Below are 23,637 nucleotides of genomic sequence, written 5' to 3'. Positions count from 1 at the left end.
GGGATGCCTTGGCTGTGGTTAGACTGGCCGCACACCCAAGGAGGATGACATGCACGGACCTGCGATGTTCCGCTCCACTTCGACCTGCCTGGCGCTTGCTGCGCTGGCGCTGTCCAGCCTGACGGCGATGGCCGCGCCGGCCGCGTCCAAGCGGGTGGTGGCGCCGCCCAGCCTGGTACAGGCGTATCGGGCCGCCGAAGCCAATCTGCGGCTGATTCCCGGCGATGACATTGAATCCGAGTTCCGTCCGGTGTGGACCGCTGTTGCCGATCTCGATGGCGATGGCCGTGCCGAGGTCGTGTATTTCTACACGTCCACCTACACCGGCGGCAGCTTCGCGCAGAGCAATGTGGTGGCGGTGATGACGGCGCTGACAGCGAACGATCCGCGTGGCCAGGAGAACCCGAAGAGCCTGTCGCCGGTGGAGGCAGAGGACTATGCCGCCATCCGCAGGTATGGCTATGGCGATGATGCCGGCATCCAGATTCCGGGCGCGGTGCAGTCGATCCGAATCGAAGGCAACCGGATCATCGTTGCCTTCACCGTTACCGCAGGCGCAACGGTCTGCGAAATTCCCCGCGATTTCCGCCACGTCTGTCCGCCGGACGGAAACTACACCTGGACGCTGCGTTGGACGCCGGGGAAGCTGACCCGCATCAAGACGTAGCGCCATGCAGCGCCGGGCGTATCCACCCGGCGCCACTTGGCCCATCGATCCACGCCATGCGTGGATCGCATTCTGCACCCGGCCTCAGGCAGGCTTCACCTGCTCGGGCTCGGCAACATCCGGCAGCGGCGGCAAGGTCGGGTCCACCGTCACCGGCACATCGCTCTTCAACAGCGCGGCCGCTTCCTTGTCGCTGCCGACGGCCGGCGGTGAACCGCGCAGCGGCAGGCCGGCGGTTTCCTTCACGAACAGCATGGTCACCAGGCCGATCACCGCCGCGCCCATCAGGTAATAGGCCGGCACCAGCGGGTCGCCGGTACGCTCCACCAGCCACGCGGTCACCAGCGGCGTGGTGCCACCGAACAGCGACACCGACACATTGAAGGCGATCGACAGCGCGCTGTAGCGCACCGGGGTGTAGAACAGCGCCGGCAGCGTGGACGGCATCGAGCTGGTGAAGCACACCAGCGCCAGTCCCAGCAGCATCAGGCCCAGGAAGATCAGTCCGTCATTGCCGCTGCCCACCAGCAGCAGGCAGGGCACCGCCAGCACCAGCAGCGCGATGCAGGCGCCAATGATCATCGGCCGGCGGCCCAGCCGGTCACTGAACAATCCGCCGACGATGTTCAGCGGCATCATCACCAGCATCACGATGATGATCAGCAGCAGGCCCTTGCTCTCGGCATAGCCCATGGTGACGCTGAGGTAGCTGGGCATGTAGGTCAGCAGCATGTAGTCGGTGACGTTGAACACCAGCACCAGGCCCATACATACCAGCAGCTGGCGACCGTGTACCTGGAACAGCGCGCCCAGCCCGGGACGATCGTGCTCACGCTTCTCGGCTTCCTCGGCGAAGGCGCGGAACGCCGGGGTTTCCTCCAGCTTCATGCGCATGTACAGGCCGAGCAGGCCCAGCGGGCCGGCCACCAGGAACGGAATGCGCCAGCCCCAGTCCAGCATCTGTTCGCTGCTCAACACCATGTGCAGCGCGGTCACGGTACCGGCGCCGGCGATATAGCCGCCCAGCGTGCCGAACTCCAGCCAGCTGCCCATCAGGCCGCGGTTGCGGTCGGTGGAGTATTCGGCGATGAAGGTCGCCGCGCCGCCATATTCACCGCCGGTGGAAAAGCCCTGCACCACGCGTGCGAGCAGCAACAGCACCGGTGCCCAGATGCCGATGCGCTCGTAGGCGGGAATCAGGCCGATCGAAAAGGTGCCCAGCGCCATCAGGACCATGGTGAACGCCAGCACTTTCTGGCGGCCGTAGCGATCACCCAGCGGGCCGAACACCAGGCCGCCCAGCGGCCGTACCAGGAACGCTACGGTGAACGTGGCGAACGCGGCGATCACCTGCGCGGTGGGATTGCTGGAGGGGAAGAACACCTGGCCGATGGTGACCGCCAGATAGCCGTAGACACCGAAGTCGAACCACTCCATGGCATTGCCAAGTGCGGCCGCGCCGACGGCGCGCTTGAGCATGGGCTTGTCGACGACGGTGATCTCATCGACCTTCAGGTGGCGGCGGCGTTTGAACCAGCCGAAGTGGGCGTGTGCCTCGGGGGTGTCCTGCATGGGGCTCCCTTGTAAGTGGAAGAGGTGAATAGACGGTGGGCTAGGTCCCGGAAATCGGAAACGGCGATGCAGGCGCAGGTGGCGCAGGGGCATCGGTGAGTGGCGTGGGGGCCGGGGAATGTGTGCAGGCACGACGCCACGCGCACGGCAACGCACCGCCGCAACGGCGGAAACGCAGCAACAGGATCACTGCGGTCGCGCAGTCAGCGGCCGGAGGTCACAGCAGCGTAGGGAGGGCAGGCCAGAGCGCCTGCGGGCGTCATCCGCCAGGATCCAGCGCGAGGCGGTGGAAGGGCAGGGCGGGAGCCATCGTGGCAAGCGAAGCGCCGGTCGGCAGTGCTTTCCACGTAACAGGTGCGCCCGTCACGTAGTGGGTCGTGTCGATCATCCGTTCATCATAACGGCATCGGCGTGAGCATGCAGAGAAGCGGCCTGATCTGCACGCTGTGTTCCATCACGCCTGTTCATCCGCGCAGCGTGCACTGACATGCGTTGAACGAACTCTGGCCGCAGCGCTCACGCAACGCTGTCTACGGTAGCGCTGAACGCAATCGAGAAGGAGCATCGCATGACCCGTCGCATTCCCGAAGGTACGCTGATCATCGTCGCCGATGGTGGTTCGGCCCGCGTGTTCACCAACGTCGGCAACGAACATCAACTGGCGTTGAAGCAGGAAGGCGAACTGCGCCTGCAGGACATCAGCGAGCAGGGTGTCTCCGGGCAGGGGCCGGCCGGTGCGGTGCCGAAAGACATGTCCATTTCGCAGCTCAACGAGGCGACGTTCGCCAAGCAGGTGGCGGAGCAGTTGAACGAAGATGCGCTCAACAACCGCTTTGCACACCTGGTGCTGGTGGCAGACCCCACCACGCTGGGCCGTATCCGCCCGCTGCTGCACAAGGAGGTCCAGGCCCGCCTGCTGGGCGACATTGCCAAGGACCTGACAAACGCCCCGCTGGCGGATATCCAGAAAGCGTTGGCGGCGTAACCGGCATGCCGTTCATGCGTGACTACCTGGCGACGGAGCCCGCTGGCGCGGACGTGGACGCGCAGGCGGGCTGGCTGCTGCTCGAGTTCGGTGCACCCTGGTGTGGTCACTGCCAGGCCGCGCAGCCCGCACTCCAGGCGCTTGTCGACGCCCACGATCCGGTGCATTGGAAGATCGAGGATGGCAAGGGAAAGCCGCTGGGGCGTGCTTTCAACGTAAAACTGTGGCCCACCGTGGTGCTGTTGCATGACGGCCAGGAGGTGGCGCGGGTGGTGAGGCCGATCGACAGCGCCGACCTCGCCACCTTGCAGGGCGCATTGCCGGGCTGAGGGCAGCAATCGCTGCGTGCGGTGCGCACGGCGCCGAGCAGGTTCGGCTGCGTCGCGGTCTAGTGATAGGTCACCTTTTCCGCTTCCGCACGCGGCTTCTGCAGCAACGACCGACCATGCTGGCTCAGCATGACCATCGCGTCGGCGATCTCTTTGGCGTTGTAGCCCATCGGTGCGGGTGGCTTCGGCTCGGGGCCGCACTGCTCGCCGATGAGGATGGCCATGCCTTCGGCACTGTTGAGGGCATGTTCGATACGCTGGAACAGCGATTCCATGGCCGGGCTGAGCGGACGCGTGTGTTTCATGCGGAAACTCCTTGGGAAGCGAGGGCCACCGCAAGGGTGGCGGGCGATGCGTGTTTGGAACTCCCGGAAGGAACAGAGAAAACCGGAGGGCCTGACGGCCACACGCAGCGCCCGCCGCAGTTACGACGAGCTATCTCTGTCCTTCTTTTCGGGGGTTCCAATCCCGGCAGCGGGATGTCCGCTGCGGCGCCATTCTGGGCAGATCGAGGCGCTGCGCACCAATTGATGGTTCGTCTCGCTTTGTCCCGCTCCGAAGGCGCGGTTTTTCAGAAGTGCATGTGTGGAGATCCACTGCCGTATTGGCACCGATCTGGAAGCGGGAAGCCGGAAGCCTATGAGGCGATTCGTCGTCCGGCCATGCAATTATGTGCAAATCATCGTGCCGGTTCCGGCGGCCGCACTGCAGCATGCGACAGGGCAGGGCCGGTGCTACTCTCTGACCACCACCTGAATCGATCCAAATGCCGATGCCCACGCTGGACCGTCGTCTCCTGATCGCTGTCGCCGCCACGGCGATGTTCGCTTCCGGCCTGGCCAGTGCGGCCCCAGCCAGAACCGCCGCCGACAAGGCATACGCCTCGGTCGATCCGTTCATCGGCACCGGTGGCGAGGGCCACACCTACCCCGGCGCCACGGTGCCGTTCGGCATGGTCCAGCTCAGCCCGGACACGCGTATCCAGCCGCGTGAAAAGGCCTATGGCTGGGCGGCGGGCTACCGCTATGACGACAGCAGCATCGTCGGTTTCTCGCATACGCATTTTTCCGGCACCGGTCATTCGGACCTGGGTGACGTCCTGCTGATGCCGTTCACCGGCAATCCCGGGCTGGAGCGCGGCGATCCGGAGAAGCCGCGCAGCGGTTACGCCTCACGGTTCCGCCACGCTGACGAGAAGGCCGAGCCGGGCTACTACGCAGTCACCCTGGATGACTACAAGGTGCGTGCCGAGCTGACCACCAGTGCGCGCGTGGGCGTGCATCGCTACGCCTTCCCCAAGGGCACCGACGCCAAGGTGCTGCTGGACATGCGTACCAGCATGTACGACTACCCGGGCAAGGTGCTGTGGTCGCGGGTGCGGGTGCGCGCCGATGGCACGGTGACCGGCTTCCGCGAAACCCGAGGCTGGGCGCCGGGCCGCCAGCTGTACTTTGCGATGCGCTTCTCACGCCCGCTGGCCGGGCATGAGCTGCACAACACCGAGCAGGACATCGTCTACAAGGGCTTTCCGCCGCCGGGCGAAAAGGACCCGGCACAGCGCGCCCAGATCGAGGGTCGTCAGCTGGTTGGTACGTTCGCTTTCGGCAAGCTCGATGCACCGCTGGTGGTGAAGGTGGCGATCTCGCCGGTCAGTGAAGCCGGTGCCATCGCCAACCTCGACGCGGAAGTGGCCGACTTCGATTTCGACCGCGTGCGTGCACAGGCGAAGCAGGAGTGGACGCAGGCACTGTCCGTGCTGGACATTGACGCGCCGGAACATGCGCGGCGCAGTGCCTATACCGCGCTGTACCACACGATGCTGGGGCCGACGCTGTTCATGGATGCCGATGGCCAGTACCGCGGCGCGGACAATGCCGTGCACAAGGCCGATGGCTTCACGCACTATTCGACGTTCTCGCTGTGGGACACCTACCGCGCGTTGCACCCGCTGCTGACCTTGGTGCAGCCGGGAAAGCGCAACAGCGACTTCATCAACTCCATGCTGGCCCACCACGAGCACAGCCCCTACGGCATGCTGCCGGTGTGGTCGTTCCACGGCCTGGAGGACTGGTGCATGATCGGCTACCACGCCGTGCCGGTGATCGCCGATGCCTACGTGAAGGGCATTCGTGGCTTCGATGCCGACAAGGCGCTGAAGGCAATGGTCGAGACCGCCAATTACGGCCCTTACGACGGCATCGCGCAGTACCGTGAGCTGGGCTATGTGCCGATCGACGAGGAAGGTGAAGCGGCCAGCAAGACGCTGGAGTACGCCTTCGACGACTGGACCATCGCACGCATGGCGCAGGCCATGGGCAAGGCCGATATCGCGGCGACCTTCGACAAGCGCGCAGGCAACTGGCGCAATGCCTTCGACAAGGACACCGGCTTCATGCGCGCGCGCAAGCGCGATGGCAGTTTCCGCACGCCCTTCGACCCCAGCGCCAGCGGCTACGGCACCGACTATACCGAGGGCAACGCATGGCAGTATTCGTGGTACGTGCCGCAGGACGTCGCTGGCCTGGCCGCCGCGCACGGGGGCAGCGACAAGCTGCTCGCGCGCCTGGACGAGGTGTTCAACGCCAAGGTGGATCCATCGATCTTCGAGCACATGGAAGACATCACCGGCCTGATCGGCTGGTATGCGCACGGCAACGAGCCCAGCCACCACGTGGCCTACCTGTATTCGTACGCCGGCCAGCCGTGGCGCACCCAGGCGCGGCTGAAGCAGATCATGGATACCCAGTATGCCGACCGTCCCGATGGCCTGGCCGGCAACGATGACGTCGGCCAGATGTCGGCGTGGTATGTGTTCACCGCGCTGGGCTTCTACCCGGTGGCACCGGGCTCGGGCGAGTACATCCTGGGCCGTCCGTTCCTGCCCAGGAGCGCGATTCGTCTGCCGAACGGCAAGACGTTCACCATCGTGGCCGAGGGGCTGGATGACGCGCACACGTATGTGGGCAGCGTGACGTTGAACGGCAAGCCGCTGCAGCGTACCTTCCTGCGCCACGACGAGATCCTGGCCGGTGGCGAACTGCGCTTCAGCATGCAGGCCGAGCCGAACAAGGACTGGCCGGGGCAGGGCGCGCAGGCGCCCTATTCGATGAGCCGGTGACGCGCACTCGGTAGGTGCCGACCTTGGTCGGCACGCTTCACGGGTGACCAGGAACCTGTGGAGCCGAGCCCATGCTCGGCTCAGGCATCGTGCCAGGAGCAGCCGAGCATGGGCTCGGCTCTACAAGGGCGGTTCAACAGCGCTCATCGGAACCGCAACCCCACCCGCGCACCGCCGATCGGGGCGGTATCAATCATCAAGGTCGCGCCATGCCGTTGCGCGATCTCGGCCACAATCGCCAGTCCGAGCCCGCAGCCGTCGCCCTCGCTGCTGGCCCGGTAGAAGCGTTCTGTGACGCGCGCGCGTTCGGCTTCGGCGATGCCGGCGCCGTCATCGTCCACCCATACCTGCACGCCGTCGGTTCCCTGCCGAACGCCGAGGGTGATGACTCCGGGCGTGGCGCCGTAGCGCAGCGCGTTGTCCAGCAGGTTGCCCAGCGCCTCGCGCAGCAACTGCGCATCGCCCTGTAGCTGCACGCCGTCGTCGGGTCCGTCGTAACCCAGGTCCACGCCCGCAGCCAACGCACGGTCAGCGTAGCGCTCGACCACGCCACGCGCCAGCGCGGCCAGATCCAGAGGCTGCAGCGGCAGTGCGCTGCCCTGTGGATCTTCCGAGCGGCTGAGCATCAGCAGCTGGTTGACCAGGTGCTGCAGCCGTGCCAGCCCGGCCAGCGTGCCGGACAACGCCAGCTGCTGGGCCTGCGGATCCTGGTGGCGGAGTGAGCTCTCCAGCTCCACCTGCATTGCCGCCAGCGGCGTGCGCAGCTGGTGCGCGGCATTGCTGACGAAGCGCCGTTGCGCGGCCTGCATGGCGTCCAGTCGTTGCAACAGCGCGTTGTAGGCCTCCACCGCCGGCCACAGCTCGCGTGGCGCCTCCTGCGCGGGTTCCAGGGGCGCCAGTGGGTCCGGGCGGGGGCTGGCCAAGCGCCGCGCCACCTGGTTGGCATGGCGTGCGGCCGCGCCGGTCCCGGACCAGGCCAGCCACGCGGCAAGCGTGAGGATCGCAGCCTGGAACGGGATGCTGGTCAGCAGCAGCTTGCGCTCCAGCCGGTGGCGCTTGCGCAGCGTCTCGGCTACGCGCAGCCGGATATCGTGGCCCGGTCCGGCACTGACGAGGACTTCGACCATGCGCACCGGCTGCCCGCGCAGGCGCGCATCGTAATAAACCGCGTCGTCGCTTGATGCGGCGGTGGCCGGGCGCGGCAGCGCTTCGGCCAAGTCGCCATACAAGCGTCCACCCGCAGCATCGACCACTTCGCCATGCACTTCGTCGGCGGTGTCCCAGCTGAACATACGTGACACCGCGGGCGTGATCTCGATTGATGCATGACCCTCCTGTACCGTCACCAGCTCGGACAGGGACATCGCCGAGTCCAGCAGCCAGCGGTCATAGACCTGACCGGCGTAGAAGCGCGCCAGCGCGAAGGAACCCACCGCGCTGCACATCAGCAGCACCAGCAGCGGCAGCCACAGGCGGCGCAGCAGCAGGCTCCGCAGGCTGTGCACGCGCTCAGTCACCGCTGGCCTCCAGGCGATAACCCAGGCCACGCAGCATGCGGATGCCGACGCCGGCACGCGCGTGTTCCAGCTTGCGGCGCAGGCGACTGACATGCACTTCGATCACCGACAAGCTGGCCTCGTGGTCCCAGCTGTACAAAGCGTCGAACAGGCGCTGCTTGGTGACGGTGCGGCCGGGATGCTGCATCAGTGCTTCGACCAGCGACAGCTCGCGGGCGGTCAGTTCGATGCGCTGGCCGTCCACCTGCGCCTCATTGCGGATGCTGTCGAAGCACAAACGGCCCAACCGCTTCTGCGCCGGTGCGTCGCTGCGGCGACGCGACAGCGCACGCAGGCGGGCTTCCAGTTCCCCCAGTGCAAATGGCTTGGCGAGATAGTCGTCGCCACCCCGGTCGAGGCCGAGGATGCGGTCCTCCACGCCATCGCGCGCCGTGAGGATCAGCACCGGCAGGGTGACACCGTCGTTGCGCAGGCGCGAGAGCAGGTCGAGGCCATCGACGTCGGGCAATGAAAGGTCGAGCACCATCACGTCATATGGCGCGCTGGCCAGTGCAGCGGGTGCATGCAGCCCGCGCGAGAGGTGGTCGCACAGATGACCCGCGCCCTGCAGGGCACGGATCAGTCCATCGGCCAGGGCGGCGTCGTCTTCGATCAGCAGGATTCGCATTGCAAGCTTCGTGCAAGGTTGGGGCAAGTTTGGCGCAAGTGCGTCACCTTACCGTGACGCGCATGAACTTCTTCCCTTGCCTTGCGGCTGTGTTGGCCGCCCTCCTGTGCGCACCTGCGGCGTCGGCACTTTCCCTGCAGGAGGCGCAGCGCGCCATGGAAGCACACAACCCGGACCTGCGTGTGGCGGCACTGGCGCTGCGTGGCGTGCAGGGCGACGCGCAGACGGCGGCGCTGCGTCCAGCGACCGAGCTGTCGATCGGCACCAGCAAGCTCAGCCCCAGGCACGGCGTCGGCCCGGGCCGCTGGCAGGACAAGCGGATGGACAGCACCGTGGGCCTGGGCTGGACCTGGGAACGCGGTGGCAAGCGCGCGTTGCGTATCCGCCAGGCCGATGCGCTGCTGGAGGTGGCCGGGCTGGAGATGCTCGATGCGCGGCGTCGCCAGCAGGTGGCGCTGCATGAGGCCTACTTCGGCCTGAAGCGCGCGCAGGAGCGGGTGCAGATTGCCGAGGCCAACCGCCAGAGTTCGGCCGAACAGATGGCGGCAGCCGACAAGCAGGTTGCCACCGGGGCGATGGCGCCGGTCGACCGCGCGCGGCTGGCGGTGGACGACCTGGCGGTGGCCGACGCGGCGCGCGAGGCGGCCCTGGATCTGCGCGATGCACGGCATGCGCTGGGCCTCCTGCTCGGGCGTGACGACAGCGGTGACCTCAGCGCCGATGATCCCTGGCCGGACCTCGCAGGCGTTGCCGCAACGCGCGCGTTCGATCCGCAGCAGCGTGCCGATCTGCGCGCAGCGCGTTCGCGCCTGGCCGCGGCCGATGCCGGTGTAGCACTGGCGCGCAGCGAGCGCCATCGCGATGTCCAGCTGGGTGTGGAAGCCGAACGCGAGCCGACCGACATCAGCGGTGTGACCTGGGGCGTGTCGTTGACCATTCCACTCGGTGGCCCATCGCGTGCACGCGGCGCGATGCAGCGTGCCGAGGCCGACCGTGATAGTGCGGCGCTGGAACTGCAGGTGCTGCAGCGCGAAGCGCGCGCCGAACTTGACCTGCTGCAGGCCAGCGCGCAGTCCGCCGCGCAGCGCCGCAGCGACTACGAAGGACTGCAGTCCGACGCCGCGCGCAAGGCGGTACAGGGCATCGAACTGGCCTACCGGCGCGGCGCCGCCAGCCTGACCGATCTGCTGGATGCGCGCCGCAGCTGGCGCGAATTCGAGGCCGCGTTGATCGAAGCGCGTGCCGACCATGCCATTGCCCTGGCGCGCTGGGAAGCGGCCACATCCGTTGTTGAAGGAGAGTCCCGATGAAGTCCACCGTCGCCCGTCGCCTGCGTGCGCGACATGCCGTGCTGCCGGCCCTGCTGGCGCTGGCCCTGCTGGGCGGCTGCGGCCGCGAACCGGCGTCGTATACCGAGGACGCGCCGCAGGTCAGTGCCGGCCAGATCCAGTTTCCAGCCGGCAGCCGCCAGCTGGACGTGCTGCGCAGCGAGGCGGTGACCGCCGGCGCCAGCGCCCGCCTGCAGCTGCCGGGCCGGGTGGCCTGGGACGAGACACGCTCCAGTGCACTGCGCACGCCGTTGCCGGGTCAGGTGGCGCGCATCGAGGCGCAGCCGGGGCAGAGAGTGAAGGCAGGGCAGGTGATCGCCTGGATCACCTCGCCGGAGTTCGGCCAGGCCCAGGCCGAGGGCGCGCGTGGCCGTGCCGAACTGCAGCAGGCACGCAAGGAGCTGGAGCGCACCCGCGAGCTGCACGCCGCGGGAGTGGCGTCGGGCCGTGAACTGGATGAAGCCGAAGCGAGCTTTGCCGGCAGCCAGGCCGATCATGCGCGCGCGACTGCATTCGCCCGGGCCTATGGCAATGGCCAGCGCGTGGACCAGCGCCTGCCGCTGCGCGCCCCCATCGATGGCGTGCTGGTGGAGCGGCGGATGAACCCGGGCATGTCGGTCAGTCCCGACAGCGAGCAGCCATTGGCAGTGATCGGCGATCCGGACCGCCTGTGGCTGCTGCTGGATGTTCCTGAAAGCCTGGCAGGGCGGTTGAAGGCCGGCATGCAGGTGAGCGTGCCCGGCGCCGATGGACAGCCGCTGCAGGCGACGCTGCAGCACGTGGATGACTTCATCGACAGCGAACGCCGGGTGGTGCAGGCGCGTGCCGAGCTGGACAACCGCGCACGTGGCTTCAAGGCCGGGCAGTACGTGCGCGCCCAGGTGGCGTTGCCGTCCGAGGGCGGTGTCTCGCTGCCCGACGCCGCGGTGTTGCTGATCGACGGAAAGCAGGTGGTGTTCGTGGAGGAAGGCAAGGGCCGCTTCGTGCGCCACGCGGTGCACGCCGAGGAGCTGGGTGACGGCCGCCTGTGGGTGCGTGAAGGCCTGGCGCCGGGCAGCAGAGTGGTCGTCGAGGGTGGCCTGCTGCTGCAACAGCTGGTGGACAGCGCGCCGGCAGCCGTCAGCACCGGCACGGGGCGCGCCGCGCCATGATCGATCGCCTGATTGCCTATTGCCTGCGCCAGCCGCTGATGGTGATGCTGGCGCTGCTGCTGTTCATCGGCGCTGGCATCGCCGCGTTCCGCGTGCTGCCGGTGGAAGCCTTCCCGGATGTGTCCGACACCCAGGTGACGGTGGTGTCGCTGCACCCGGGCCGTGCCGCCGAAGAGGTCGAGCGCGAGGTGACGATGCCGCTGGAAGTGGCGCTGTCTGGCATTCCGCATTCGGTGCGGGTGTTCTCGCACACCCAGTTCGGCCTGTCGATGATCATCCTGACCTTCGACGACAAGGCCGATGACTACTTCGCACGCCAGCAGGTGCTGGAGCGCCTGCAGGGCGTGGAGCTGCCGGAAGGGGTGACCCCGGAGCTGGAGGCGATGAGCTCGGCGGTGGGCGAGATCTACCGCTATGTGCTGAAAGGCCCGCACCTGACCCCGACCCAGCTGCGCACCGTGCAGGAATGGACGATGGAGCGTAGCCTGCGCACCGTTCCTGGAGTGGCCGATGTGATCAGCTTCGGTGGCTTTGCGCGCACCTTCCAGGTCAAACCGGATTTGGACAAGCTGCGTGACCGCGGCATCAGCCTCGGTGAGTTCGCCGAGGCGCTGGAGAAGGGGAGTTCGAACGCGGGCGGCGGCTATGTGGAACGCGGCCAGCAGCAGTTCCTGATCCGCGGCGTCGGTCTGATGCGTTCGCCGGCCGACATCGGCAACGTGGTGGTCGCGCAGCGCAGTGGCACGCCGATCCTGGTGCGCGACCTGGCCGGCATCGCCGATACCGGCCTGCCCCGGCAGGGCCTGGTCGGCCAGGATGACAACGACGATGCGGTGTTCGGCATGGTGCTGATGCGCAAGGGCGAGAACCCGTCCGACGTGCTCGATGCCCTGCATGCGCGCATCGCCGAGATCGAAGCGAACCAGCTTCCGGCCGGTGTCAGCATCGAGCCGTTCTACGACCGCTCGTGGCTGGTCTCGACCACGCTGAAAACCGTCTTCCGCAACCTGCTGGAAGGCGCAGTGCTGGTGTTCCTGGTGCTGTGGCTGTTCCTGTACAACGCCCGCGCCGCGCTGATCGTGGCGGCGATGATGCCGCTGGCCCTGCTGTCGACCTTCCTCGGCCTGCATCTGTGGGGCGTGCCGGCCAACCTGCTGTCGCTGGGTGCGATGGACTTCGGCATCATCATCGATGGCGCGGTGATCGTCACCGAACACATCGTCTCGCGACTGTCGAAGCTGCCGCCGAACGCTGACAGGAAGACGCGCTTCTCTACCGTACTCTCGGCAGCCTCCGAAGTGGGGCGCCCGACGTTCTTCTCGATGCTGATCATCATCGCCGCACACATCCCGATCTTCACCCTCCAGCGCCAGGAAGGCCGCATGTTCGCACCGATGGCGTACTCGGTGACCTCGGCGTTGATCGGTGCGTTGATCCTCGCACTGACCGTGGTGCCACTGTTCTGCTACTGGTGGCTGCGCCGCGACCGCATGCGCGATGGCAATCCGCTGATGGACCGCCTGACCGGCTGGTACAAGCCGATCCTGGAGCGTGCATTGGCCCGCCCGCGTGCGGTGGTACTGACCGCAGTTGCGCTGCTGGTCGGCACGCTGGCATTGGGCACCCGGTTGGGTTCGGAGTTCCTGCCCGAGCTGGACGAAGGCTCGATCTGGTTGACCGCCACGCTCGACCCGAGCACCAGCCTGGCCGAGGCGCAGCAGCAGTCGCGGCGCATCCGTGAGCTGGTCGGCACTTTCCCGCAGGTATCGACCGTGGTGGCCAAGTTGGGGCGCCCGGAAGACGGATCCGATGCCAAGGGCGCCAACCAGATCGAGGCGCTGGTGGCGTTGAAGCCTGAGAAGGAATGGCCGAAGGGCGTGGACAAGCGCCAGCTGGTGAGCGATCTGCAGCGCACCTTGGAGCAGCGGATTCCCGGGCCGGAGTTCTCGATCTCGCAGCCGGTGCGCGACAACATCCTGGAGAGCATCTCGCAGATCAAGGGCCAGGTGGTGATCAAGGTCAGCGGCTCGGACCTGGATGTACTGAACCAGCACGCGCAGGCGATCCTGGGGCAGGTGCGTGGCGTGGAGGGCGTAGAGAGTGCCTTCATTGATCGTGACGGCTCATTGCCGCAGCTGCAGATCGAGATCGACCGCGATCGTGCGGCACGCTATGGACTGAATGTGCGCGACATCGACGAGGTGATCGAGACCGCACTGGGCGGGCGCCAGGTTGGTGAACTGTGGGAAGGTGACCGCAGGTTCCCGATCACGCTGCGCCTGGACGACGCCGACCGTGACCTGCAACGGTTGCGCACGGTGCCGGTGGGCATTGGCGATGGCCACACCGTGACGCTGTCCGACGTGGCCGAGTTCCGCATGGCCAGTGGCGCGATCAACATCTCGCGTGAGAACGCACAGCGGGTGAAGGCGGTGAGCATCTTCATCGCCGGCCGCGACATGGGCAGCGTGGTGGCCGACATGCGCAAGCGCGTGGACGCCAGCGTGCAGCTGCCGGACGGCTACCGGCTGGAGTGGTCTGGCGAGTTCGAGAACCAGCAGCGTGCGATGGAGCGGCTGGGCTGGGTGATTCCGCTGTCGGTGCTGATCATCTTCGTGCTGCTGTTCGATGCCTTCAAGGACATCAGCAGCGCTGCGCTGATCCTGGCCAACGTGCCACTGGCAATGATCGGCGGCATCCTGGCCCTGTGGCTGACCGGCATTCCGCTGTCGGTGTCGGCGGCGATCGGTTTCATCGCGTTGTTCGGGCAAGCAGTGCTGAACGGGGTGGTGATGCTCAGTCGCTTCGCCCAGCTGCGCGAGCAGGGCATGGACCTGCTGCAGTCGGTGGTGCAAGGTTCGCTGCAGCGCCTGCGCACGGTGCTGATGACCGCACTACTGGCGATGTTCGGCCTGCTGCCGATGGCCACCTCGCATGCGATTGGTGCCGAGACGCAGAAGCCGCTGGCGGTGGTGGTGATCGGCGGCCTGCTGTCGGCGATGCTGTTGACCCTGCTGGTACTGCCCACGCTGTACTACTGGGTACACCAGCGCCGCGAGGCCCATGGCGCCTGACCTGACGGTAGCGCCGAGCCCGCGCTCGGCTGCATCTGGCCTTCGCGCGAAGAGCAGCCGAGCATGGGCTCGGCTCTACACCGGCTTCGCGTCCTGCGTGGATTCGATCAACCGCCACGGTTTCCCAAGCAGATCCACGCCATGCGTGGATGCCGTCCGCGCGATCTAGACCATCCCACCGTTGGCGCGCAGCACCTGGCCGTTGATCCATCCTCCATCGGCACTGGCCAGGAACGCCACCGCGCCGGCGATGTCTTCCGGCGTACCCAGCCGCTCCAGAGGATTCATCTTCGCCAACCGCTCGATCAGTTCCGGTGACTTGCCGTCCAGGAACAGGTCGGTGGCGGTCGGGCCCGGCGCCACCGCGTTGACGGTGATGTTGCGCCCGCGCAGCTCCTTGCTGAGGATCGCGCCCATCGTTTCCACCGCCGCCTTGCTGGCCGCGTACACGCTGTAGTTCTCCAGCCGGATGCCGACCACGCTGGTGGACAGGGTGATCAACCGGCCACCGTCGCGCACCCGTCGTGCACTTTCGCGCAGCACATTGAAGGCGCCCTTGAGGTTGATGCCGATCACCCGATCGAACAGGGCGTCGTCGGTGTCGGCCAGCGGCGCCAGCTGCAGTACGCCCGCGCTGTTGACCACCACGTCGATGCCGCCGAAGCGGTCTTCGATGGCATCGAACAGCTGCCGCACCGCCTGCGGATCGGCGACATCGGCCTGCAGCGCGATGGCCTGTGCGCCGGCTTCGTTGAGTTCGGCCGCCAGCGCTTCGGCGTCGTCGCGGCGCCCTGCATAGTTGATGGCGACAGCGTGGCCATCGGCGGCGAGCCGGCGGGAAATGGCGGCGCCGATGCCACGGGAGCCGCCGGTGACCAGGGCGACAGGGCGGGCGGGGGAGAGGGTCATGGTGGCTTCCAGTCGGGCACGCCGGAGTGGCGCAGGACTATCTTCGCGACATTGCCCGTTCGGATAATCCTGCATAATCCGCCAACATCATCCGGATCACCGAACAATGGATCGCTTCACGGCCATGCGCGCCTTCGTCCGTATCGTCGAGCGCCGCAGCTTCACCCGGGCCTCCGAAGACCTCGGCCTGCCACGGGCCACGGTGACCGACGCGATCAAGGCACTGGAACAGCGGCTGGGCGTGCGCCTGCTGCACCGGACCACGCGGCGGGTGGTGCCAACGCTGGAAGGCGAGGCCTTCTATGGCCGTTGCCTGCGCCTGATCGCCGACATGGATGATGCGGAGGCCGCGTTCCGTGACGCGCCGCCGCGCGGCCCGTTGCGCATTGAAGTGCATGGCACGCTGGGCCGGCACCTGCTGTTCCCGCACTTGCCGGAATTCCTGCAGCGCTACCCCGAGATCGAACTGGAGGTCAGCGAAGGCGACCGCTATGTCGATCTGCTGCGCGAAGGCGTGGATGCGGCGTTGCGGGTCGGGACGCTGGCCGACAGCGATCTGGCGGCGCGCCGGTTGACGATGCTGCGCGAGGTGACGGTCGCCTCGCCTGGCTACGTGCAGGCCAGGGGCGTGCCGGGCAGCATCGATGCCCTGCAGGACGGCCACCAGATGGTCGGCTTCCGCTCCAGCGCCAGCGGCCAGCTGATTCCGCTGGAGTTCCAGCAGGGCGGGCAGGTGCGCTACCTGCCGCTGCCGGCGCGGGTGCGTGTGTCGGGTGCGGATGCGTTCCTCGGCGCTGCGCTGGCGGGCCTGGGCATCATCCAGGCACCGCGCTACCGGATGGACCCGTATATCGCGCGCCGGCAGCTGGTGGAGCTGCTGCCGGAGGCGCCGCCGACGCCGAGTCCGTTGAGCCTGGTCTACCCGCGCAATCGCACGCCGTCGCCCCGGTTTCGGGTGTTCATCGACTGGGTGGCCGGAGTGTTCGACTCGTTCGAGGATGCCGGCCAGCGGCCGGCTCTACCGACACAGCACGCGAAGCTGTCCGACCGGAGGGGGTAGTGCCGGCCGCTGGCCGGCATCACAGCGCTGCCAACGGCCCCTGCATGCGATGGAAGCTGCCATCGGTGGCGGTGAACCAGGCCAGCGAACGCCCGCCCACGAAATCGTCGACATGCACGACCGTAGCGCCATCGGCTTCCTGCCACGAAATGGCATAGACCCCGTCGCTGATCCGCTGCCACTCGCAGGCGGCTTCGCCCTGCGCACCGGCATGGGCGCCGGAGACGATGGCGTACTGCACGTGGCGGCCATCGGCGCTGTAGACATTGTCGGCGGCCAGGCCGTCATAGCTGACGCGGAAGCGGCGGCCGGCGAACACGGGAAGGTCAGCGGCGGTGTTCATCGGATCGCCACCGGGTTGATGTTCACCTGGGTCGAGCCGACGTACAGCGGCTGGCCGAGCACGAACAGGAATTCCCAGGCCTTGTCGCGCACCAGCGCCCGGCTGTCGATCAGCTCCAGGTTGTAGATGCCGCGCTTGGCCAGCATGTACTGGTTGATCGGAAACTCCTCGGCACCGTCCGGGTTCGGGTAGACCTCCGAGGCCCAGGTGTCGCCACCGAAGGCGACGATGCCCTGGTCGGCCAGCCACTTCGCCGCCTCCATGCCGATGCCCGGTTCCACTTCCTGGAACTGTTTGTCGTCCTTGCCGATCAGTTCCAGCCAGCCGGTGTTGAACAGCACCACGTCGCCCTTGCGCAGGCTCAGGCCCTGCTTCTTCAGCACGGCCTGGATGTCGGCCACGGTGAACTCGGTGCCACCGGGCACGATCGCCTTGCCGTAGTACGCGGTCATGTCCAGCACGACGCCGCGGGTGACCATTGGCGGCACCTTCTCGACGCCGAGCTTGCGCACACCGTCCACGGTGACGAAGTCGGCGGCCTTGTTGCCGTTGTAGTAGACGTTGTCGATGCCGATATGGCCGATACCGTTGAGCTGGGTGCCAACGCCGGTCCAGGCGTTCACCAGTTCATCGTTGAAGGTGAACCTGTTGGGGCCCAGCGATTTGCCGGCCTGCTGGCCGACCTGAACGTTGTACAGGCGGAAGCTGCGGTGGCGGAACGCGGGCAGGTTCTTGTCCACCGGCACCGCCAGAGGATAGGTCTTGCCGGTCCTGACCAGCGAGACCGCGTGCTTGACCACGTCCGCGGTCAGCAGGTTGGCCGCGCCGATCTCGTCGTCGGCGCCGTAGGCGGAGGGATACCAGTCCTCGGCGGTGGCCTGGAAGGACAGCGGCAGGGTGGCCAGCGCAAGCGCGGCCAGGGTCTTCATCTTCATGGCAAAGCTCCGGTAACTGTCAGGCCGTCGCGGCGGCGGCAAGCGGGGCATGCGGCGCAGCGGCGCCGGCATGGGCCGGGAAGTGCGGCAGCACGTACTCGGCGATTTCGTGGAAGGTTTCGGCCAACGGCCGTTCATTGCGGCGGAACTGCAGGCCGATGTGGTCGACACCGGCTGCCTGCATGGCGTGCAGCTCGGCCAAAAGGGCGTTGCGGCCGCCACGCAGGCCGAAGCGCCAGCGCTGCAAGGGGGCATCAGCATCGGCCACCAGGTCCAGGTGGATGAAGCTGGCATACGGCTTGTTGCCGGCCACGGCGCGCCAGGCCGCCACGCGCTGCGCATGGTCCTGTGGCGTGCCCGGGTAGGCCAGGCAACCCTCCATGTGCTGGCCGATCCATGCCGGTTGCTGCTGGGCCAGGCCGGCCACGAACAACGGCAGGGCCGGGCCATCTGCGGGCAGCACGTCCAAGCCCTGCGGCAGGTGCGCAGCGGCGCCTTCGCGCAGCAGTGCGATCTGCTCGCGGAAGCGGCGGCCACGGCTGTCGAAGTCGCGGCCGAACAGCGGGTACTCCACCGGGCGGTCGCCACTGGCTACGCCCAGCAGCAGGCGGTCGCCGCTGAGCCGCTGCACGCTGCGCGCCGACTTCAGGGTCAGCAACGGCTCCCGGATCGGCAACACCACCGCACCGGTGCCCAGCAGGATGTGCTCGGTGATGCCGGCCAGGTAGCCGAGGTAACTGAATACCTCGAACACCTGCGCCGCATCACCGAAGGCCGGGTCGTACACCGGCACGTCGCGTACCCAGAGCGCACGGAAGCCGAGGCGGTCGGCCAGCCGTGCCAGTTCCGCATGGCGCTGCAGGTCCGGTTCGCCGGGCAGGCGTCGCGCGGCGCGTCGTGCCTGTTCGCCCAGCGGCGTCCAGTCATTGTCCAGCGGTGCCTCGATGCCGATGCTGAAGCCACCGGCCTGCAGACGCGTCAACGCACTGCCCATGGCGAGGCGCCTCAGTCCCAGTCCGGGGCCAGGCCCGGCGGATCGACTTCGCGGCCGTTGCGGTCAAGCGCGGCGATCGCGGCCATGTCATCGGCATCCAGGTGCAGGTCCTGGGCGAGCAGGTTGCTGGCCAGGTTCTCGCGCTTGGTCGAGGACGGAATGACCGAGTAACCCCGCTGCAGGGCCCACGCCAGCGCGACCTGGGCCACGGTGGCCTGGTGCTTGTCGGCGATGCCGGCCAGCACCGGGTCCTTCAGCACCTTGCCGTAGGCCAGGGTCATGTAGGAGGTGACCGCGATGCCCTGCTCCTGCAGGAAGGCGGTCAGCGCCGGGTTCTGCAGGTAGGGGCTCAGTTCGATCTGGTTGGTGGCGATCTCGCCGGTGCCGACCACCTCGATGGCCTGCCGTGTCAGTTCGATGTTGAAGTTGGACACACCGATCTGGCGGGTCAGGCCCAGCGTCTTGGCTTCAGCCAGTGCGGTCATGTATTCGCGCAGCTCAACGCCATTGCCCGGCGCCGGCCAGTGGATCAGCAGCAGGTCGACGTACTCGGTGCGCAGCTTGGCCAGGCTGTCGCGCAGGCTCGGGATCAGTTTGTCGGCAGCGTAGTTGTCGACCCAGATCTTGGTGGTCAGGAACAGCTGGTCGCGTGGCACGCCGGATTCGGCGATGGCCTGGCCGACCTCGGCTTCGTTGCCGTAGATCTGCGCCGTGTCGACGGCACGGTAGCCGACGTCAAGCGCGTTGCGTACCGAGTCGATGACGGTCTGGCCGCTCAGGCGGAAGGTGCCGACGCCAAAGGAAGGAACGCTCATGATGGACTCCAAGGATTTCGTTGCGAGCCGGCGGCTCGGGACAGGGCGAAGTGTGGGCGCTTTACATTTGTTGATTAAGCCGTGTATATGGGAAATGCTTTTGCGGCGAGGTAAATAATGAAAACCACCCTGGATGAGCTGAAGGCCTTCGTGGCGGTGGTCGATGGTGGCTCCATCACGGCGGCGGCCGAGGCGCTGGAGCTGACCATCTCGGCCACCAGCCGCACCCTGGCGCGGCTGGAAGACAAGCTGCAGACCACCCTGCTGCGGCGGACCACGCGGCGGCTGGAACTGACCGAGGAGGGCGCGGCGTTCCTGGAGTACGCGCGCACGATCCTGGCCACGGTGGACGAGGCCGAGGAACAGATGGCGGCGCGGCGGCTGCAGCCGGTCGGGCGCCTGCGCGTGGACGCGGCCACGCCGTTCATGCTGCACGTGATCGTGCCGCTGCTGGAGGGCTTCCGTGATCGCTACCCGCAGGTGGAGCTGGAGTTGAATTCCAACGAGGGCATCACCGACCTGATCGAAAAGCGCACCGATGTGGCGTTCCGCATCGGCGTGCTGCGCGATTCCACCCTGCATGCGCGACCGATCGGTCACAGCCGCATCCGCGTGGTGGCCAGCCCCGAGTACCTGCGACGGCACGGCACGCCGACGCGCGTGGAGCAGTTGCGCGAGCACGACCTGCTGGGTTTTACCCAGCCCAGTTCGTTGAACGAATGGCCACTACACGATGCCGATGGCGGGCCTTTCGTGATCGAGCCGGCGATCGCTTCATCCAGCGGCGAGACGCTGCGGCAGATGGCGGTGGCCGGGTTGGGCATCGCCTGCCTGTCCGACTTCCTGACCCGTCAGGACCGGCGTGATGGCCGCCTGGTGCAGCTGTTGGCCAGGCAGACGCAGGAGGTGCGGCAGCCAATCAACGCGGTGTACTACCGCAACACCGCGCTGGCTGCGCGCATCACCTGCTTCGTCGACCATGTGACGCAGACGCTGGGGCAGCGTCCGTTTGACGAATAAGGAGGGGTAGAGCCGGCCGCTGGCCGGCTGCCGGGAGTGCATCAGTAGATCCACGCCATGCGTGGATGGTGTTTTCCGTCCGGCCAGCGGCCGGCACTACCGTTGGCTGTGTTGCATGTTTCAGTAGATCCACGCCATGCGTGGATGGCGTGTTCCAACCGACCCGCAGCCGGTGTTAGCGGTTGTGCAGCGCCCGCCGATTGCCGATGTGTGCTGCCGCCAGCATCATGCCGCCGCACGCGGTGGTGACGCCATGCCAGAGCAGTGATTCCTTCAGCGGCAGGTACAGCGAGGCTGACAGTAGAAGGATCGCGCCGACGCACGCCAGCCGCAGGGGCCGCCCGCGCCCGTGCCGGTGCAGCCCGGCCGAGGTGCTCGCCAAGGCCAGCGACGAGGCCAGCAGCGCGAACAGCCATTCCCAGCGTGACATCGCGAGCAGCAACGTCATCGCGCCATGGCCGGGGTGCTGGAACGAACGCAGCGCCATCATCGCCGCCGGTACGAAGGCCAGCAGCAGGGGCAGGGCGATGCAGTGGGCGGCGCAGGCCAGGGACAGCCAGGCACCGGCAAGATCGAAGCGGGGGTGCCAGCGTGCCGAAGTTGGCGGCTGGGCCAGGGCCCTTGCGGGCGTCGTGGGCATGTGGTCCATAATGTTACATAGTAACAATTGGAGTGTCCCCCATGAAGCTTTCTGCTGCTCTTTTCCTGCTGCTGGCCGCCAGCGCCGCGCAGGCCCACGATATCCGCCAGCACGCACCGCACGTGCACGGCCAGGCCAGCGTCGATGTTGCGCTTGACCAGCAGACGCTGGAATTCGCCCTGCAGGCCCCCGGCATCGGCATCCTTGATTTCGAGCGGCCGCCGGCCAATGCGGCCGAGCAGTCCGCGCTGGCGCATGCGACTGCGCTGCTGCAGGGCGGCAGCTGGGTCACCTTGCCTACCGCCGCGGGCTGCCGCCTTTCAGGCAACGATGCCAAGGCCGAGGGATTCGATGCGACGGCTGCCGCACCGCCATCAGGTCAGCATCGGCACGCGGGGTTCAGCGCAACGCTGCAGTACCACTGCGCCAAGCCTGCCGAGCTGCGGGCCATTGTCGTGCGCCTGCCCGCATTGTTCCCGGGCCTGCACGAAGTAATCGTCAACAGCGCCACCGCCCATGGCCAGAACCGCAGCGTGCTGACCCCGGACAACCTGCGCGTGGTGCTGGCTCCGTGAGCATGCGACCGGTGATCGCGCTGGATGGCGTGCAGTTCGGCTACGGCCGGCAGCTGGTGCTGGACGTGCCGCGGCTGTGGATCGAGCAGGGCAGCAGCGTGCTGCTGCGCGGGATCAGTGGCGGTGGCAAGAGCACGCTGCTGGGCCTGCTCGCGGGCGTGCTGCTGCCCTGCAAGGGCAGCATCGAGGTCGCCGGTCACGCGCTGCAGGCGATGCGTGGTGTCGCGCGGGACCGCTTCCGCGCCGACCACCTGGGTGTGATCTTCCAGCAGTTCAACCTGCTGCCGTTCCTCACCGTGCGCGACAACATCGCGCTGGGCCTGCGCTTCTCGCGCCTGCGCAGCGCACGCATCAGTGGCCCGTTGGATGCCGAGATCGCCCGCCTGCTGCAGGCCCTGCAGCTGGACCCGGCGCTGATGCAGCGGCGCGCAGGCACGCTCAGTGTCGGCCAGCAACAACGCGTGGCGGCAGCACGCGCCCTGATCGGTCGTCCGGCATTGCTGCTGGCCGATGAGCCCACCTCGGCGCTTGACCGCGACGCGGCAACCGCGTTCCTGAAGCTGATGTCCGCGCAGTGCCAGGCGGCCGGCACCACGGTGCTGGTGGTCAGCCATGACGACAGCCTGCAGCCCTTGTTCGACCGCACGATTTCACTGTCCGAGATCAACCAGGCAGGTGCCGGCCATGCTTGAGCTTGCCTGGGCCAGCCTGCGCAGCCGTGCGTTGAGTGTGGGACTGACCGTGCTGGTCATCACCCTCAGCGTGGTGTTGCTGTTGGGCGTCGAGCGTGTACGCACGCAGGCGCACGAGGGGTTCGCCAGCACCGTATCGGGCACCGACCTGATCGTCGGTGCGCGTTCGGGGCCGGTGAACCTGCTGCTGTACTCGGTGTTCCATATCGGCGACCCGACCAACAACGTGTCCTGGCAGTCGTATCAGGAGCTATCCTCGCTACCGCAGGTGAAGTGGGCGGTGCCGTTGTCGCTGGGCGATTCCTGGCGCGGCTACCGCGTGGTCGGTACCAGCGATGGCTATTTCGAGCATTACCGCTATGGCGCCGGGCATGCGCTTGCGTTCGCCAATGGACGGCCGTTCGATGACCTGTATGACGTGGTGATCGGTGCCGAGGTGGCGCAGGCACAGAAGGTCGTCCTCGGCGATGAGATCGTGCTGGCGCACGGTACCGGCGCGGTCACCCTGGTCACGCATGCCGACAAGCCGTTCCGTGTTGCCGGCATCCTGCAGCGCACCGGCACGCCGGTGGATTCGTCGCTGCTGGTCTCGCTGGCGGCCATCGAGGCGATCCACGTCGACTGGCGCTCGGGCGTGCGGCTGCGCAGCCAGCGCGTCAGCGCCGAGCGGGCGCGTCATCTGGATCTGACCCCGACCAGCATCACCGCCTTCATGCTCGGCCTGAACTCGCGCATTGCCACGTTTTCGGTGCAGCGCAGGATCAACGAGTATCCCGACGAGGCGATGCTGGCGATCCTGCCCGGCGTCACGCTGCGGCAGTTGTGGCAGTCGCTGGGCATGGCCGAACGGGCGCTGCAGCTGATCAGCGCGATGGTGGTGGCACTGGGCATGGTCTCGCTGGTGGCGCTGCTGGTCTCGACCCTGCAGGAGCGGCGGCGCGAGATGGCGATCCTGCGTGCCACCGGGGCACGGCCGGGTTACATCGCTGCCCTGCTGGTGGTGGAGGCGGTGGCGACCAGCGCGGTGGCCTGCGCGCTGGCGCTGGTGCTTCTGGTTGCCGCCAGCATTGCCGGGCGCGGCTGGGCGCTGGCCAACTTTGGCCTGTCGATCACCCATGTCTGGCCGGACGGCCGCGAGCTGGCCTGGGTGGCAGGCGTGCTGGCGATCAGCGCTGTGGCCGGGCTGGTGCCGGCGTTGCTGGCCTACCGGCGCACGCTGGCCGATGGCCTGTCGCCGGGAGGCTGA

At 67.4% G+C, this 23,637-nt stretch carries 22 protein-coding genes; 12 read left to right on the top strand and 10 right to left on the bottom strand.

Going from position 1 to position 23,637, the window contains the following annotated elements; translation table 11 throughout:
- The first annotated feature begins 49 nt into the window (after positions 1-49).
- Positions 50-667 (top strand): hypothetical protein, encoded by a 618-nt coding sequence (locus ACS0OT_RS11025; RefSeq protein WP_069138412.1) that lies wholly within the window; start codon positions 50-52, stop codon positions 665-667.
- An 84-nt stretch (positions 668-751) separates the two neighbouring features.
- Here ACS0OT_RS11025 and proP read toward each other — a convergent pair whose 3' ends face one another.
- Positions 752-2,239, bottom strand: a complete 1,488-nt coding sequence (proP, locus tag ACS0OT_RS11020) for a glycine betaine/L-proline transporter ProP (protein WP_188238530.1) — start codon at positions 2,237-2,239, stop codon at positions 752-754.
- 568 nt (positions 2,240-2,807) lie between these two features.
- Between proP and ACS0OT_RS11015 the strand changes: the two genes are divergently transcribed.
- Together ACS0OT_RS11015 and ACS0OT_RS11010 are read left to right on the top strand one after the other, a co-directional pair.
- The gene (locus ACS0OT_RS11015) at positions 2,808-3,224 is read left to right on the top strand and encodes a host attachment family protein (RefSeq protein ID WP_065177692.1); all 417 of its coding nucleotides are present in this window, start codon (positions 2,808-2,810) and stop codon (positions 3,222-3,224) included.
- Between the two features lie 5 nt (positions 3,225-3,229).
- Positions 3,230-3,553, top strand: coding sequence for a thioredoxin family protein (locus tag ACS0OT_RS11010; protein ID WP_442255806.1), 324 nt, complete (start codon positions 3,230-3,232; stop codon positions 3,551-3,553).
- A 59-nt stretch (positions 3,554-3,612) separates the two neighbouring features.
- On the opposite strand, the gene ACS0OT_RS11005 is transcribed toward ACS0OT_RS11010, so the two are convergent.
- Positions 3,613-3,858 (bottom strand): hypothetical protein, encoded by a 246-nt coding sequence (locus ACS0OT_RS11005; RefSeq protein WP_188238532.1) that lies wholly within the window; start codon positions 3,856-3,858, stop codon positions 3,613-3,615.
- Between the two features lie 461 nt (positions 3,859-4,319).
- Here ACS0OT_RS11005 and ACS0OT_RS11000 point away from each other — a divergent pair, with 461 nt between their 5' ends.
- Positions 4,320-6,671: a GH92 family glycosyl hydrolase gene (locus ACS0OT_RS11000; protein WP_329953603.1), complete on the top strand. Its 2,352-nt coding sequence runs from the start codon at positions 4,320-4,322 to the stop codon at positions 6,669-6,671.
- Between the two features lie 143 nt (positions 6,672-6,814).
- Here ACS0OT_RS11000 and ACS0OT_RS10995 read toward each other — a convergent pair whose 3' ends face one another.
- Together ACS0OT_RS10995 and ACS0OT_RS10990 are read right to left on the bottom strand one after the other, a co-directional pair.
- Entirely contained in the window at positions 6,815-8,188 is a 1,374-nt protein-coding gene (locus tag ACS0OT_RS10995) for a sensor histidine kinase (RefSeq protein WP_065177696.1), read from the bottom strand.
- Positions 8,181-8,855, bottom strand: coding sequence for a response regulator (locus ACS0OT_RS10990; RefSeq protein ID WP_065177697.1), 675 nt, complete (start codon positions 8,853-8,855; stop codon positions 8,181-8,183). Before ACS0OT_RS10990 ends, ACS0OT_RS10995 begins: the two co-directional genes overlap by 8 nt.
- 62 nt (positions 8,856-8,917) lie before the next feature.
- Here ACS0OT_RS10990 and ACS0OT_RS10985 point away from each other — a divergent pair, with 62 nt between their 5' ends.
- Genes ACS0OT_RS10985 through ACS0OT_RS10975 form a run of 3 tightly spaced genes read left to right on the top strand, consistent with a single transcriptional unit; the run spans position 8,918 to position 14,408 of the window.
- Positions 8,918-10,165, top strand: coding sequence for a TolC family protein (locus ACS0OT_RS10985; RefSeq protein ID WP_065177698.1), 1,248 nt, complete (start codon positions 8,918-8,920; stop codon positions 10,163-10,165).
- Complete coding sequence (locus tag ACS0OT_RS10980; protein ID WP_329888942.1) at positions 10,162-11,334, top strand: efflux RND transporter periplasmic adaptor subunit; 1,173 nt, start codon at positions 10,162-10,164, stop codon at positions 11,332-11,334. The genes ACS0OT_RS10985 and ACS0OT_RS10980 overlap by 4 nt, the downstream gene beginning before the upstream one ends.
- The gene (locus tag ACS0OT_RS10975) at positions 11,331-14,408 is read left to right on the top strand and encodes an efflux RND transporter permease subunit (protein ID WP_188238534.1); all 3,078 of its coding nucleotides are present in this window, start codon (positions 11,331-11,333) and stop codon (positions 14,406-14,408) included. Before ACS0OT_RS10980 ends, ACS0OT_RS10975 begins: the two co-directional genes overlap by 4 nt.
- A 165-nt stretch (positions 14,409-14,573) precedes the next feature.
- Here the strand turns inward: ACS0OT_RS10975 and ACS0OT_RS10970 are convergent, their stop codons facing one another.
- On the bottom strand, positions 14,574-15,317 hold the full coding sequence (locus tag ACS0OT_RS10970) for an SDR family oxidoreductase (protein ID WP_329953600.1): 744 nt from the start codon (positions 15,315-15,317) through the stop codon (positions 14,574-14,576).
- Positions 15,318-15,423: 106 nt separating this feature from the next.
- Here ACS0OT_RS10970 and ACS0OT_RS10965 point away from each other — a divergent pair, with 106 nt between their 5' ends.
- The gene (locus ACS0OT_RS10965) at positions 15,424-16,377 is read left to right on the top strand and encodes a LysR family transcriptional regulator (RefSeq protein WP_164229105.1); all 954 of its coding nucleotides are present in this window, start codon (positions 15,424-15,426) and stop codon (positions 16,375-16,377) included.
- A gap of 19 nt (positions 16,378-16,396) precedes the next feature.
- Here ACS0OT_RS10965 and ACS0OT_RS10960 read toward each other — a convergent pair whose 3' ends face one another.
- Genes ACS0OT_RS10960 through dkgB form a run of 4 tightly spaced genes read right to left on the bottom strand, consistent with a single transcriptional unit; the run spans position 16,397 to position 19,464 of the window.
- Positions 16,397-16,720 (bottom strand): MoaF-related domain-containing protein, encoded by a 324-nt coding sequence (locus ACS0OT_RS10960; RefSeq protein ID WP_065177703.1) that lies wholly within the window; start codon positions 16,718-16,720, stop codon positions 16,397-16,399.
- Positions 16,717-17,655, bottom strand: coding sequence for a cyclase family protein (locus tag ACS0OT_RS10955; protein ID WP_442255805.1), 939 nt, complete (start codon positions 17,653-17,655; stop codon positions 16,717-16,719). The genes ACS0OT_RS10960 and ACS0OT_RS10955 overlap by 4 nt, the downstream gene beginning before the upstream one ends.
- Positions 17,656-17,674: 19 nt before the next feature.
- Positions 17,675-18,649: a TIGR03571 family LLM class oxidoreductase gene (locus tag ACS0OT_RS10950; RefSeq protein ID WP_329953599.1), complete on the bottom strand. Its 975-nt coding sequence runs from the start codon at positions 18,647-18,649 to the stop codon at positions 17,675-17,677.
- 11 nt (positions 18,650-18,660) lie between these two features.
- The gene (gene dkgB / locus ACS0OT_RS10945; RefSeq protein ID WP_065177705.1) at positions 18,661-19,464 is read right to left on the bottom strand and encodes a 2,5-didehydrogluconate reductase DkgB; all 804 of its coding nucleotides are present in this window, start codon (positions 19,462-19,464) and stop codon (positions 18,661-18,663) included.
- Positions 19,465-19,581: 117 nt separating this feature from the next.
- On the opposite strand from dkgB, the gene ACS0OT_RS10940 reads away from it, so the two are divergent.
- Positions 19,582-20,484 (top strand): LysR family transcriptional regulator, encoded by a 903-nt coding sequence (locus tag ACS0OT_RS10940; protein ID WP_005416723.1) that lies wholly within the window; start codon positions 19,582-19,584, stop codon positions 20,482-20,484.
- 175 nt (positions 20,485-20,659) lie between these two features.
- Here the strand turns inward: ACS0OT_RS10940 and ACS0OT_RS10935 are convergent, their stop codons facing one another.
- Complete coding sequence (locus ACS0OT_RS10935; protein ID WP_164229112.1) at positions 20,660-21,133, bottom strand: MerC domain-containing protein; 474 nt, start codon at positions 21,131-21,133, stop codon at positions 20,660-20,662.
- Positions 21,134-21,165: 32 nt separating this feature from the next.
- On the opposite strand from ACS0OT_RS10935, the gene ACS0OT_RS10930 reads away from it, so the two are divergent.
- Genes ACS0OT_RS10930 through ACS0OT_RS10920 form a run of 3 tightly spaced genes read left to right on the top strand, consistent with a single transcriptional unit; the run spans position 21,166 to position 23,637 of the window.
- Positions 21,166-21,699 carry a ZrgA family zinc uptake protein gene (locus ACS0OT_RS10930; protein ID WP_329953598.1) on the top strand — a complete coding sequence of 178 codons (534 nt, stop codon included), beginning with the start codon at positions 21,166-21,168 and terminating at the stop codon, positions 21,697-21,699.
- Positions 21,696-22,391, top strand: coding sequence for an ATP-binding cassette domain-containing protein (locus ACS0OT_RS10925; protein WP_329953597.1), 696 nt, complete (start codon positions 21,696-21,698; stop codon positions 22,389-22,391). The genes ACS0OT_RS10930 and ACS0OT_RS10925 overlap by 4 nt, the downstream gene beginning before the upstream one ends.
- Positions 22,384-23,637, top strand: a complete 1,254-nt coding sequence (locus tag ACS0OT_RS10920) for an ABC transporter permease (RefSeq protein WP_442255804.1) — start codon at positions 22,384-22,386, stop codon at positions 23,635-23,637. Before ACS0OT_RS10925 ends, ACS0OT_RS10920 begins: the two co-directional genes overlap by 8 nt.

It is taken from the genome of Stenotrophomonas maltophilia group sp. RY12688 (assembly GCF_052149045.1).
GTDB lineage: Bacteria > Pseudomonadota > Gammaproteobacteria > Xanthomonadales > Xanthomonadaceae > Stenotrophomonas > Stenotrophomonas sepilia.
Note: the sequence above shows the minus strand (reverse complement) of the source record. Positions and strands in the feature narration are given on the sequence as shown.